This window comes from Methylobacillus pratensis (assembly GCF_054072455.1).
This window is the reverse complement of record NZ_JBSUSR010000002.1, coordinates 551727-564690: the sequence shown is the minus strand read 5'-3', so window position 1 is coordinate 564690 and position 12964 is coordinate 551727. Positions and strand designations below refer to the sequence as shown.

Annotated in this window: 14 protein-coding genes; 11 read left to right on the top strand and 3 right to left on the bottom strand. The window is 60.4% G+C overall.

The features are described from left to right. Window positions 1-82: 82 nt before the first annotated feature. Window positions 83-1489, bottom strand: coding sequence for an argininosuccinate lyase (gene argH, locus ACW4YW_RS07220; RefSeq protein WP_457136954.1), 1407 nt, complete (start codon window positions 1487-1489; stop codon window positions 83-85). Between the two features lie 55 nt (window positions 1490-1544). Between argH and ACW4YW_RS07215 the strand changes: the two genes are divergently transcribed. From ACW4YW_RS07215 to ACW4YW_RS07190, 6 genes are all read left to right on the top strand, one after another. Further along, entirely contained in the window at window positions 1545-2567 is a 1023-nt protein-coding gene (locus ACW4YW_RS07215) for a sensor histidine kinase (RefSeq protein WP_457136953.1), read from the top strand. Further along, the gene (locus ACW4YW_RS07210) at window positions 2564-3310 is read left to right on the top strand and encodes a LytR/AlgR family response regulator transcription factor (RefSeq protein ID WP_457136952.1); all 747 of its coding nucleotides are present in this window, start codon (window positions 2564-2566) and stop codon (window positions 3308-3310) included. Before ACW4YW_RS07215 ends, ACW4YW_RS07210 begins: the two co-directional genes overlap by 4 nt. Before the next feature lie 209 nt (window positions 3311-3519). Beyond that, window positions 3520-4452, top strand: a complete 933-nt coding sequence (gene hemC, locus ACW4YW_RS07205; protein ID WP_457136951.1) for a hydroxymethylbilane synthase — start codon at window positions 3520-3522, stop codon at window positions 4450-4452. Window positions 4453-4491: 39 nt separating this feature from the next. Then, window positions 4492-5259 carry a uroporphyrinogen-III synthase gene (locus ACW4YW_RS07200; RefSeq protein ID WP_457136950.1) on the top strand — a complete coding sequence of 256 codons (768 nt, stop codon included), beginning with the start codon at window positions 4492-4494 and terminating at the stop codon, window positions 5257-5259. After that, window positions 5252-6343, top strand: a complete 1092-nt coding sequence (locus ACW4YW_RS07195) for a uroporphyrinogen-III C-methyltransferase (RefSeq protein WP_457136949.1) — start codon at window positions 5252-5254, stop codon at window positions 6341-6343. Before ACW4YW_RS07200 ends, ACW4YW_RS07195 begins: the two co-directional genes overlap by 8 nt. Further along, complete coding sequence (locus ACW4YW_RS07190; RefSeq protein ID WP_457136948.1) at window positions 6343-7524, top strand: heme biosynthesis HemY N-terminal domain-containing protein; 1182 nt, start codon at window positions 6343-6345, stop codon at window positions 7522-7524. Before ACW4YW_RS07195 ends, ACW4YW_RS07190 begins: the two co-directional genes overlap by 1 nt. A gap of 63 nt (window positions 7525-7587) precedes the next feature. On the opposite strand, the gene ACW4YW_RS07185 is transcribed toward ACW4YW_RS07190, so the two are convergent. Together ACW4YW_RS07185 and ACW4YW_RS07180 are read right to left on the bottom strand one after the other, a co-directional pair. Further along, the gene (locus tag ACW4YW_RS07185; RefSeq protein ID WP_457136947.1) at window positions 7588-8616 is read right to left on the bottom strand and encodes a CDP-6-deoxy-delta-3,4-glucoseen reductase; all 1029 of its coding nucleotides are present in this window, start codon (window positions 8614-8616) and stop codon (window positions 7588-7590) included. A 63-nt stretch (window positions 8617-8679) separates the two neighbouring features. Then, window positions 8680-9129: an FxsA family protein gene (locus ACW4YW_RS07180; protein WP_457136946.1), complete on the bottom strand. Its 450-nt coding sequence runs from the start codon at window positions 9127-9129 to the stop codon at window positions 8680-8682. Between ACW4YW_RS07180 and cutA the strand changes: the two genes are divergently transcribed. From cutA to accB, 5 genes are all read left to right on the top strand, one after another. Beyond that, window positions 9128-9475, top strand: a complete 348-nt coding sequence (cutA, locus tag ACW4YW_RS07175; protein WP_457136945.1) for a divalent-cation tolerance protein CutA — start codon at window positions 9128-9130, stop codon at window positions 9473-9475. The two genes, ACW4YW_RS07180 and cutA, sit on opposite strands and share 2 nt — an antisense overlap. Continuing rightward, window positions 9472-11331, top strand: coding sequence for a protein-disulfide reductase DsbD (dsbD, locus tag ACW4YW_RS07170; RefSeq protein ID WP_457136944.1), 1860 nt, complete (start codon window positions 9472-9474; stop codon window positions 11329-11331). Before cutA ends, dsbD begins: the two co-directional genes overlap by 4 nt. Continuing rightward, window positions 11328-11885: a TlpA family protein disulfide reductase gene (locus ACW4YW_RS07165; protein WP_457136943.1), complete on the top strand. Its 558-nt coding sequence runs from the start codon at window positions 11328-11330 to the stop codon at window positions 11883-11885. The genes dsbD and ACW4YW_RS07165 overlap by 4 nt, the downstream gene beginning before the upstream one ends. A 129-nt stretch (window positions 11886-12014) precedes the next feature. Further along, the gene (aroQ, locus tag ACW4YW_RS07160; protein WP_457136942.1) at window positions 12015-12473 is read left to right on the top strand and encodes a type II 3-dehydroquinate dehydratase; all 459 of its coding nucleotides are present in this window, start codon (window positions 12015-12017) and stop codon (window positions 12471-12473) included. Between the two features lie 31 nt (window positions 12474-12504). Next, window positions 12505-12960, top strand: a complete 456-nt coding sequence (accB, locus tag ACW4YW_RS07155) for an acetyl-CoA carboxylase biotin carboxyl carrier protein (protein ID WP_457136941.1) — start codon at window positions 12505-12507, stop codon at window positions 12958-12960. Window positions 12961-12964: the final 4 nt, after the last annotated feature.

Below are 12964 nucleotides of genomic sequence, written 5' to 3'. Positions count from 1 at the left end.
AGCCCCGCAATGCGGGGCTTTTTGCTAATCGTCGGACATACGAAAGGCCAACAACTCAGCGAAGCGTCCTGGCTAAGCGCGCTTAGCCGAGCAAGCTCCGGGCGCGCTTCAATGCCTCGCGTACCTGGACAGGCGCCGTGCCGCCGCGATGGTTGCGGCTTGCCAGCGAGCCTTCCAGCGTCAATACCCCGTATACGTCTTCGCCAATCTGGGGACTAAATTTCTGCAATTGCGGCAAGGAAAGGTCGGCCAGGTCGCAGTCTTGTTCCACCGCATGGCGCACCGCCAGCGCCACCACTTCGTGCGCATCGCGGAACGGCATGCCCTTCTTCACCAGGTAGTCGGCCAGGTCGGTCGCGGTGGCAAACCCCTCTGCCGCCGCCAGACGCATCGCGTCCTTGTTGACCTTGATCCCACGCAGCATGTCCGCGTAGATTTCCAGCGTCACCAGCAAGGTATCGACCGTGTCGAACAGTGGCTCCTTGTCTTCCTGGTTGTCCTTGTTGTAGGCCAGCGGCTGGCTCTTCATCAAGGTCAGCAAGGCCACGAGATGCCCGTTGACGCGCCCGGTCTTGCCGCGCACCAGCTCCGGCACGTCCGGGTTTTTCTTCTGGGGCATGATGGATGAGCCGGTGCAAAAGCGGTCGGCAATATCGACGAAGCCGAAGCGCGGGCTGGACCAGAGAATCAGCTCTTCCGAGAGGCGGGACAAATGCGTCATGATCAATGCCGCCGCCGCAGTGAATTCGATCGCGAAATCGCGGTCGGATACCGCGTCCAGCGAGTTCTCGCACACCGCCTCGAAACCGAGCTCATGCGCAACGCGCTCGCGGTCTATGGGATAGCTGGTGCCTGCGAGCGCCGCCGCACCCAGCGGCAGGCGGTTGATGCGCTTGCGGGCATCCGTCAGGCGTTCCGCATCGCGTTGCAGCATTTCGAAATAGGCCAGCAGGTGATGGCCGAAGGTCACGGGCTGCGCCACCTGCAAATGCGTGAAGCCGGGCATCACGGTATCGGCATGCTGTTCCGCGAGCTCCACCAGCGAAGCCTGCAATTTGCGCACGCGGCCCAGCGCATCGTCCACCATCGCACGCAGCCAGAGACGGATATCGGTCGCCACTTGGTCGTTGCGGGAGCGCCCGGTATGCAAGCGCTTACCCGCGTCGCCGATCTTGTCCGTCAGGCGCTTCTCGATATTGAGGTGCACATCTTCAAGGTCCAGCAACCAAGTAAACTCGCCATTGCGGATCTCTTCCAGAATCTCGCCCAGGCCCTGTTCTATCTTGGTCACGTCATCCTGGCTGATGATGCCCTGGGCGCCGAGCATGCGCGAATGCGCCAGCGATCCCTGGATGTCGTATTCGGCCAGCCGGTAGTCGAAGCCCACGGAAGCGGTATATTGTTTGACCAGCTCGGCCACAGGCTCGTTGAAGCGGCCGGACCAGGTTTTGGAAGGGGTTTGATTCAAGTGATTGGACTTTTCTGTCATGATGTTGCGTGATGAACTCACGATACCGATAAGTGTGGAAATAGTGCGCTAAACCATGGCTATTATAAAGCAAAACGCCATTCATTCCGCGAAGTCGCCCGACTTCCGCAATCTCGGCATCTGCCTGCGCATCCTCGTCGTCACCAACCTGATGGGCCTGTTCGCCTCATTGGCGGCCACATCCACACTGGCAGACTGGCTACCAGGCTTCACGCGCTGGTGCGCCTTCATTCAGCCCGTGCTCCTGGCAAGCCTGCTGGCCTTGTACGCGTTGCAGCCATGGCTGGCCCGGCTCGGCGCCGTCGGCAGCTACGCCATTGCATTGTTGCTGCCGGTGGCCTTCAGCCTGCTGGCGCACATGGTGGCGGTCCACGCGCTCGATTTCGACCTGCCGGGCGGTCCCATGCGCAGCATTATGCTCGCTGCAGGCATCGCGTCCATTACCTTGGCCTACCTGCAATTGCGCCAACGCGCCTTGAGCCCCGCGGTGACAGAGGCGCGCTTGCAGGCTTTGCAAGCCAGGATACGCCCGCATTTCCTCTTCAACAGCATCAACGCGGTACTTTCCATCGTGCGCAGCGACAGCAAGCGGGCGGAAACCGCGTTGATGGACATGGCCGACCTGTTCCGCGTATTGATGGCGGACAACCGCGAACTGGTGCCGTTGGCACAGGAGCTGGCCTTGTGCAGGCAATACCTGGCGCTGGAGAAACTACGCCTGGAAAACCGCCTCAGCATCGATTGGCAGGTCGACGAAATGCCGCCCGACGCCCTGATTCCCCCGCTCGTCCTGCAACCGCTGCTGGAAAACGCGGTTTACCACGGCATAGAACCGCTGGATGAAGGCGGAAGCGTCAGCATCCAGCTCAGCAGCACGCGCGATGAGCTGCATATCCGCCTGCGCAACCCATATCGGCCGGGCTCCGGGCACCACCAGGGCAACCGCATGGCGCTCGGCAACATTCGCGAACGCCTGCAACTGCACTTCGATGCCGAGGCTCGCCTCAACATCAGTCAAGACAACAACGAATATGCCGTTCACATCGTCATTCCCTACCGCAACAGGCCCGCATCGTGAACCCTGCCCTGCTCAATGTCGTGATTGCCGATGACGAGCCGCCGGCCCGCAACCGCTTGCGCGAACTGCTAGCGGATATCCCAGGCGTGACGCTGGTAGGCGAGGCCAGGCAAGGCAACGAGGCGCTGGAGCTGACGCAACAGCTCAAGCCCCACGTATTGCTGCTCGACATCCGCATGCCCAACATGGATGGCATAGAAGCGGCGGGACATGCGCAAAAACTGGCCCAGCCGCCAGCCATTATTTTCACCACTGCGTTCGACGGCTATGCCATCCAGGCTTTTGAAATGAACGCCGTCGACTACCTGCTCAAACCTATCCGTCAGGAGCGCCTTGAGGCTGCTTTGCACAAGGCGCGCGTATTGCTGCCGGCCCAGGTCGAGGCGCTCAGGCCCCTGCAGCGCGCGCGCACCCATTTCAGCGTCAGCGACCACGGCCGCATCCTGCTCATCCCGGTGCATGAGGTCATCTACCTGCGTGCGGAGCTCAAATACGTCACCTTGCGCACGAAATTCCAGGAATACTTGATCGAAGAATCGCTCACCAGCCTGGAACAGGAGCTTGGGCAGCTATTCCTGCGCCTGCACCGCAATTGCCTGGTGGCGCAATCCAGCATCAGGGGCTACGAAAAACGCGACACCGACGGCGAAAGCGGCTGGCACGCCATCCTTAGGGATATACCGGAGACGATTGCCGTCAGCCGCCGGCAGTACCACCTGCTGCGCAAGCTGGCCTCGCACTAAGCCGCTAACAAAACCCAGCGAAGCGATTCCGGCTAGGCGTTCCGCCGCAGACAGCACAACGAGTACGGCAAGGCAGAGCAACGACGACAGAAGGGTTTTGTTGGCGGCTTTAAGCCCTGGCTGCCCTGAGCAAGTCAAGCCATATGCTAAAATGACGCTTTCAATAACAAAGCGGCCGCCGGCACAATGCCCGTCGGCCCGATTCACTGATGAACGCTCCCAAGAAACTGGTGATCGCCTCGCGCGAAAGTGCATTGGCCATGTGGCAGGCGCGACATATCCAGGGCCGACTGCAAGCCTTGTATCCGGAAACCGAGGTCACCATCCTCGGCATGACCACCACCGGCGACCAGATCCTGGATTCGCCCTTGGCCCGCATCGGCGGCAAGGGCCTGTTCGTGAAAGAGCTGGAACAAGCGCTGGCGGACGGCCGCGCCGACCTCGCCGTGCATTCCATGAAGGACGTGCCCATGCATTTGCCGCCCGGCTTTTCCCTGGCCGCAATCGGCGAGCGCGAAGACCCGCGCGATGCGTTCGTCTCCAACGATTACCCCGATCTGGAATCGTTGCCCGCAGGCAGCATCGTCGGCACCTCCAGCTTGCGCCGCCAGAGCCAATTGCAGGCGCGCTTTCCCGGCCTCAAGGTGGAATCGCTGCGCGGCAACCTGCAGACCCGCTTACGCAAACTGGACGAAGGCCAGTACGCCGCCATCATCCTCGCCGCTGCCGGCCTCAAGCGCCTGGGACTGGAATCCCGCATCCGGGAATCCATCGATCCCGACTACAGCATCCCCGCCGTCGGGCAGGGCGCACTGGGCATCGAGATCAATGCCGAACGCCTTGACCTGCTGGAGGTGCTGGCGCCGCTCAACCATGCCGAAACCGCCGCCTGCGTGGAAGCGGAACGCGGCATGAGCCGCGCCTTGGCGGGCAGCTGCCAAGTACCGCTGGGCGCTTTTGCACAGCAACATGGCGATACGCTCCAGATGACCGGTTTTGTTGCCAGCATCGACGGCAAGGACCTATTGCGCGAATCGGTCCAAGGCCCCGCCAACCAACCCGAAGCCTTGGGCCAGGCACTGGCTGCCAAATTGGTGGCTAGAGGCGCGGACCGCATTCTTGCCGCGCTTGCGCATGAGTAAGCTCCCACATGGCTGATCGCTCATTGGTCAATCTGGCACATGGTTAATTTAGCGGGCCGCCATATTGCGATCACGCGGCCGCTCGACCAGGCAACCCGCCTGACCGGCATGATCGAAGCCGCTGGCGGGCATGCCATCGGCTTTCCGCTCATCGCCATTGCCCCGCTGCAGGATTACAGCGGTTTCGAGCAAACCCTGGATGACGCGGCCATGCAGGACTGGCTGATCTTCATCAGCTCCAACGCCGTGCAGCATGCCATGCCCAGGCTGCAGGCGCGGTTTCCTCAATGGCCCGCCAAGCCACGGTTTGCGGCAATCGGCCCGGTCACCGCGGCAGAACTCATGCAGTACGGCATCACCAGCGTGTTGCAGCCCGAGCATCGTTTTGATAGCGAATCCTTGCTGGCCTTGCCCGAGATGCAGGCGGTCAAAGGGCAGCGCATCATGATCGTGCGCGGCGTCGGTGGCCGCGAACTGATGGCTGACACCTTGCGCGACCGAGGCGCGGAGGTGAGATTCGCCGAATGCTACCGCCGCATCAATCCGCAAACAGATGCAGGAAAATTGCAGGCGCTATGGCACAATGGGCAATTGGACACTATTGTCGTCACCAGCAGCGAGGCGATGCGCCACTTGCTTGCCATGACCGACAATGGCGACGCGGAATGGCTGCGCGACATCACGATCTGCGTCAACCATGCCCGCATTGCCGAACAGCCATCCAGCCTGGGCCTGCATGTAAAGGTCGCTACAGCGCCGGGGGATGACGCCATGCTGCAATGTTTAAGTGAAGCAAACCATGACTGAACAACAATCGCCTGAAACCCAGACACCTCCCGCACCGGCCAATACGGCCGGCAATCCCTCGTTCGCGGCCTGGCTGGCCCTGATACTGGCTATCGCCGCCATTGCTTTCATCTCCTGGCAGTGGCTGAACACGCGCCATCGCTTCAACTCGCTTGAACAGACGCTGACGCAGCGCCTCGAGCAGTTCAATGCCACCAACCAGCAGAGCCTGGCATTAGCCAAGAACGCCGACGAACGCAGCTCCGAGGCTAACAGCCGCCTCATCCGCCTTGAACAGCAGTTGGCAGAATCGCGCGACCAGCAGGAAGCCCTGCAAACGCTCTACCTGGAACTGGTCAATAATCACGACGAACGCGTAATCGCCGAAGTCGAGCAATTATTGGTGATCGCCAACCAGCAATTGCAGCTTGCAGGCAATATCAAGCCCGCGTTGCTGGCGCTGCAGACTGCGGATTCGCGACTGCAGCAGATGGATAGCGTGCCCGCCGTCCAGTTGCGCAAGGCCATCGCCAAGGATATCCAGCGATTGCAGGAATTGCCGCAGATCGACACCATCGGCATCAGCCTCAAGCTGGAAAACCTCATGGAAAGCATAGGCAAGCTTCCGCTGGTCAGCGATCGCCACCCGAAAACCACTATCCCGGAAGCCACCCTGGCTGAGGAAAACCAGTTCCGCAGGCTGCTGCGCGAGATCTGGGACGACCTCAAGCACATGATCCGCCTCGAGCGCGTCGACCGGCCGGAGCCGCCTTTGCTGGCGCCCGACCAGACCTTCTTCCTGCGCGAGAACCTCAAGCTGCACCTGCTCACCGCGAGGACAGCCCTGTTGCAGCATGACGAAAGCGCTTACCGCGCCGACCTGAACCAGGCTGAATACTGGATCCGGAATTATTTCGACCTGCGCGAGCAAAGCACCATTGCAGCACTGGATACGCTGAAACAGTTGTCGGCCAGCAGCATCGTGATCCAGTTGCCGGACATTTCAGAAACGCTCGGACTTGCCAGCAAGTACAAACTGACGCTGGAGCGCGCCAATAATTCCGAGCGTGCCACCGACCGCGTCAACCTGGAGCGGGGTCAATAGTGCGCGTACTGATCTGGATCCTGCTGATACTCGCACTCGCCATCGGCGTGTCGCTGCTGGCGGGCAATAACGAAGGCTACGTGCTCATCGTGCGCCCGCCCTACCGCCTGGAGTTGTCGCTCAACCTGCTGCTCATCCTGGTCGTGATGGCGTTTGCCGCGCTGCACCTGCTGCTGCGCTTCATCCATTACGCCCGCGACCTGCCAGCCAATGTCCGCGCCTACAAGGAAAACCGCCGCGTCCGACTTGGCCATGCCGCCCTGCTCGAAGCCTTGCACGCCATGAGCCAGGGCCGCTACCAAATTGCTCAGAAAGCAGCCTCCAAGGCGCTCGACTACGGCGAAGACCCTAGCCTGACTGCGCTGCTGGCGGCCCGCGCCTCGCATAAGCTCAAGCAGAAAGGCCAGCGCGACTATTACCTGGCCGAGGCCGAACGCCTGGCTCCCCATGCCGCGGTGGCCCGCCTGCTGCTCAATGCAGAACTGCTGCTCGACGACCGCCTGTATAGCCAGGCACTGGACGTCCTGCATAAAATCGAAAAGATTGAGGCTAAATTTGTTCCCGCCATGCGGCTCGAATTGAAGGTGCAGCTACGCCTCAACAACTGGGAACAGGTGTTGGTCCTGCTGCAACAGCTGGAGAAATACGATGGCATGGAAAGCTGGCAGGCAAGGGAAATCCGCCACCAGGCACATCAGCACCTGATCGAGCGCCACGGCAAGGACTTGAACGCCCTCATGGCCTACTGGAAAAAGGTGCCGGAGGACGACAAGCTCAATACGCGTATCGCCAAAATGGCGGCCGAAGCCCTGATCGCGCTGAACGCAGGCAATCAAGCGCAGGAAATCATCGAAATGAGCCTGACCAAGAGCTGGGACAGCGAGCTTGCCGGCAAGCTCGGCGACTGTGCCAGCACCAACCCGCACAAGCAGCTGCAACAGGCGGAGCACTGGCTGCTCAGCCACGAACAGGATGCCAAGCTGCTGCTTTCGCTAGGCAAGATGTGCATCCGCCTGAGCCTGTGGGGCAAGGCGCAAAGCTACCTCGAGGCCAGCATCAGCGTGCAGCCTTCCGCCGAGGCGCACCTTACCCTGGCGCGCCTGCTGGAAAGCCGCGGCGAAAGCGATGCGGCCAATTACCACTACCGTCTCAGCGTGCAGTTCTGCCGCGAGGAAAAATAAGCCGGCACGCCCCACTGCGGGAAAGCATCAACAACGTTACTGCCGCAGCCTCTTACTGCCAGCCTAGATAGAGGCCTTTGCCGCCGGATTGGCGAAGGTGAACGCATCGGAAAAGAATTCCCGCTCGGGCAAGCCATGGCCCTGGAAATCCCGGTGGGCCACCTCCACCATTTGCGGGGCGCCGCAGCAATATACCTGGTAGGCCTGCATGTCGGGATGGTCCTCCAGCACCGCCTGGTGCACCAGTCCCGTACGGCCTTGCCATGCGTCCCCCGGTGCCGGGTCGGATAGCACGGGAATATAGCGGAACAAGGGGTTTTCTGCCTGCCAGCGCTGCGGCAAACCGTCGAGGTAAAGGTCCTCCCGGGTCCTGGCACCCCAGTAGAGCGTCATCGGGCGCTTCATGCCCAGCTGCAAGGCGTGCTCGACAATACCCTTTACCGGCGCGAACCCTGTACCGCCCGCCACCAGGAGGACCGGACGCGTGCTATCCTCGCGCAGGAAGAAAGTCCCAAACGGCCCTTCGATGCGCAGGATGGTTCTTTCCTGCATTTCATTGAATACATACTGGGTGAACTGCCCGCCGGGCACCAAACGCATATGCAGTTCGAGGAAACGGTCGCTATGGGGCGCATTGGCAAGCGAGAAGGCGCGGCGCCTGCCGTCCTTGAGCAGGAACTCGATATACTGCCCTGCCATGAATTGCATACGCTCGTTGCTCGGCAATTTGAGCGTCATCCTCATGACATCGTGGGAGAGCTTTTCGAGCTTCTCCACGCGAACCGGCATGATACGCGGCGGAATGCCTTCCCCGGCCACCTCGCGGCATTCGATCACGAGGTCGGACAAGGGCTGGGCACAGCAGAACAGCGCCTTGCCGGTTTTCTTCTCGTCTTCGCTCAACGCGCTGTCGAAATACTCGCCGTAATTGACATCGCCTGCCAGCAGCTGCCCCTTGCAGGCACCGCAAGTGCCGTTGCGGCAGCCGTAAGGCAGGTTGATGCCCGCATCGATCGCGGCATCCAGCACGGTATCGCCATCCTCAACGTTGAATATGCGGTCGCTGGGCTTGATAATGACTTGGAAAGACATGGGGAAAGATCTGACCCTATAGCCTCACGACAGGCTGGAAAAAGTGTGCAAGTCTAGCATAGGCTATTCTTCGCGCCGGTACTCCCCTTCGATCACGTCGCCGTTGGGCTGCTGCCTGCCAGCCTCCTGGCGCACCTCCTGATAGCTGGTTTCACGTGAAACGACGTCATCGTCGTTGGCGGCTGGCTGCAATTTGGTGCCGCCGGGCAGCAGGAGCAGGACGACGGCAATCGCGTCGCTGATCACGCCTGGCACGATGAGCAGCATCCCCGCAAGCACGTTCTTTGCACTGCCGAATACGGCGCGCAACGGGGTGCCGCCGGCCTGCAGGGTTTGCGCCATGCGGCCCATCATCGTGAGTTTTTCATCCTGGATCAGGCGCCAACCGAGGATGCCCACCACGATCAAATAAGCCAGCACCAGCCAGCCGTATCTTGCAGCCAACTCCACCAGCACCCATACCTCAGCGATAGGGAAAGCGAGTAAAATCAGCAAGAGGAAAAGAAAACGCATGAAACTTCAATCTCCATCATTAGAAAACAGCAGCGCCGTCCTGGTCATGACCAATATGCCGGACCAGGGCAGTGCCGAAAATATCGCGCGCGAGCTAGTCGCTAGAAAACTGGCTGCCTGCGTCAACCTGCTGGCCCCATGCCAGTCTTTCTACCAATGGCAGGGCAAGCTGGAAACCGCAACGGAAATACCCTTGCTGATCAAGACCACCAGCCTGCGCTATCCCGAGCTCGAGCGAGCCATCCGCGAACTGCACCCTTACGAACTTCCCGAGATCATCCATGTCCCAGTCACGGGCGGGCTGCCCGCCTATCTTACATGGCTACACCAGGAAACCCGGGATTGAACTCTGCATTACAGCAACGCCTAGCATCCACACTGGCATCGATTCTGCTGCTCTGCACATTGCTGCTTAGCGCCAGCGTACAGGCCGCGCCCAGCAGCCAACTGGGCGAGTGGCTGAGCCAGGGGCGCAGCGCATTCCTCGGGAACGATACCGATAATATTCTGCCGCCCGAGCAAGCTTTCAAGCTCCAAGTCGAAATAATTGATGCAGACCACCTGCAGGCGGCGTTCAAGATCGCTCCCGGACACTACCTCTACAAGGACAGGATCAAGTTCGAGCTGGAACCTGCCGGGCATGCGGTCCAGAACCTCAACTTGCCGCAAGGCGACTGGAAACAAGACCCAACCTTCGGCCGCACCGAGGTGTTCCATCAAGACTTTACCGCGGATATGCGCATGGCTCCGCCTACCGTCCCGGGCGGCAACCTCCGGCTCAAGGCCACCTATCAAGGGTGCAGCGAGAAAGGGCTGTGCTACCCGCCTACGCATAAAACCATAGCGCTAGACTCCCTGCATGCGACCGCGGGGGATGGCCCAGGTTCCATCGCTCCGCCGCCGCAGGCCGAGCACGACCGGGCAGCCAGCCTGCTCGCAAGCGGCAAACTCTGGCTGATCGTCGCAGGATTCTTCGGCTTCGGCCTGCTGCTCTCGCTTACGCCTTGCGTACTGCCGATGATCCCGATTCTTTCCGGCATTATCGTCGGCAGCCAGCGCAAGCACCGCTTGCATGCCTTCTGGCTCTCCCTGGCGTATACATTGGGGATGGCATTGAGCTATACCGCGGCAGGCGTGGCCGCCGGGCTTTCCGGCCAGTTGCTGAGCGCTGCCTTGCAAAACGCCTGGGTGCTGGGCGCAAGTGCCTTGGTCTTCGTCTTGCTGGCGCTTTCCATGTTTGGCTTCTATGAGCTGAAACTGCCCGCCTCTCTCGAAAGCCGGCTGGTGAATACCAGCAACCGCCTGCCGGGCGGGCAATGGCTCGGCGTGTTCGCGATGGGCGTCCTTTCCGCACTGATTGTCAGCCCCTGCGTCGCTGCGCCGCTCGCGGGCGCCTTGATTTACATCGGCCAAACCCAGGATGTGGTACTCGGCGCCACCGCCCTGTTCGCCTTGTCCATGGGCATGGGCGTCCCGCTGCTGCTGGTAGGCGCTTCAGCCGGGGCCTTCTTGCCCAAGGCCGGACCGTGGATGATCGCAATCCGCCAGGCGTTCGGCGTATTCATGCTGGCTGTCGCCGTCTGGATTGTGTCGCCGTTGCTGCCAACCAGCCTGCAACTATTGCTCTGGGCAAGCCTGCTCATCGTGCCAGCCGTATTCATGCGGGCGCTGGACCGCTTGCCCGATAGCGCCACCGCCTGGCACCGCTTCTGGAAAGGCATTGCCGTGCTCATGCTGCTGGCGGGGGCCACCTTGGTGGTCGGCGCCGCCTCGGGCGCCAAGTCGCCGTTGCGGCCGTTGGAAGGGCTGACCCTGGGGCAAGCAGGCTCCAGCTCCAGCCTGCCGTTCCAGCGTATCAAGCGCGTTGCCGACCTGGAACAAGTGCTGCGGCAGAACCCCGGCAAGCCGGTGATGCTGGATTTTTATGCCGACTGGTGCGCAGCCTGCAAGGAGATGGATCAGTTCACCTTCAGCGATGCCGCAGTACGCGCCAACTTGCAGGAATTCGTCCTGCTGCAGGCCGACGTCACCGCCAACGATGTCGAAGACCAGGCATTGCTCAAGCATTTCGGCCTGTTCGGCCCGCCCGGCATCATCTTCTTTGATGGGACGGGGCAGGAAATAAGGCATCGCAGGGTCATCGGCTACCAAAACAGCAATACATTCCTCGACACACTGAATGCGGTAAAATCAACCCCATGACATCATCCGCCAACAAAGGCTTAAGCAAGCGCGGCTTTTTCCTGCTGGCATTGGCACTGGCAGCCGCCATCGTGCTGATCCAGCAATATGCCAGCAAACCCCGTATCGCGCATCCTGTGGAGACGTTTGCCTCCACTGCGCCATTCTTTGCCGCCCATGCATCAGACCTTCAGGATAGCGAACAGCCGCTGTCGCAATGGCAGGGGCAGTTGCTGGTGGTAAATTTCTGGGCGACCTGGTGCGCGCCCTGCCGCGAGGAAATGCCGGAGCTCGCAGAACTGGCTCGGGAATACGCTGGCAAGCTGGTTGTGCTCGGCATCTCCCTGGATAATGTAGAGAAAATGCAGGCTTTCGCCCAAGGCACACCCATGCCCTACCCTTTGCTGTCAGCCGAGGACGAAGGCATGAAGCTCAGCGCGTCCCTCGGCAACCTGAATAGTGTGGTTCCACATACCGTCATCATCGGTTCCGATGGTAAAATCCTCAAAAGTTATTTCGGCCGGGTTACCAAGGCGCTTTTGCTGGAAACGTTGCAACCGGCGCTCAATTCCTGAGACCTTATTCCTGGCTGAGCAATATCAAGCAATTTCGCTAAATTTCGTCAATTCTCTAGACAAAATACCCTAATTTACGGCAAACTTGCAGCCATCAAAGTTGCATTGGCGGCCAAGCCGCCCCCATTCATGGCCCAACCATCCTCCAAAACCGTACTGGTATTGCACGGACCCAACCTGAACCTGCTGGGATTACGTGAACCCAACCATTACGGCTCGGATACCCTGGAAAGCATCAACCGTGAGCTTAAGCAGCATGCGGACAATGCGGGCATTGCTCTTGAAACCTTCCAGAGCAACCATGAAGCGGCATTGATAGAAAGAATCCATGCCCTGGCGCATACGCCGGCGGATTTCATCATCATCAACCCGGCAGCTTTCACCCATACTTCCGTGGCTTTGCGCGATGCATTGTCCGCGGTGAAAATCCCGTTTATTGAAGTCCATCTTTCCAATATCTACGCACGCGAATCCTTCCGGCACCACTCGTATTTCTCCGACCTGGCGGTCGGCGTGATCAGCGGCCTGGGCGCGCGCGGATATTCACTGGCGCTGGACTACGCCATCAAACATATTACCCGTGCCTGACCGGCACCCCATATACATCTAGAGGTTAACCATGGATTTACGCAAACTGAAGAAACTGATCGACCTGGTCGAAGAGTCCGGCATCTCCGAGCTGGAGCTCACCGAGGGCGAGGAAAAGGTGCGCATTTCGCGCCACCTACCCAGCAGCCAGGCGCCAGTCCAATTTGCCCAGCCCTATATCGCGGCCCCTGCCGCTCCGCAAGCAGCACCAGCAGCGCCCGTCGCGGAGGCCAACGCTGCGCCGGCCATCGAAGGCCATGTCGTCAAGTCTCCCATGGTGGGCACTTTCTACCGCGCGCCTTCCCCTGACGCCAAGTCGTTTGTCGATGTCGGCAGCAATGTCAGCGCCGGCGATACGCTCTGCATCATCGAGGCCATGAAGCTCCTGAACGAGATCGAGGCCGACAAGACCGGCGTGATCAAGGCGATCCTGGTCGAGAACGGCCAGCCCGTGGAATACGGCGAACCGCTGTTCATCATTGGCTAGGAAT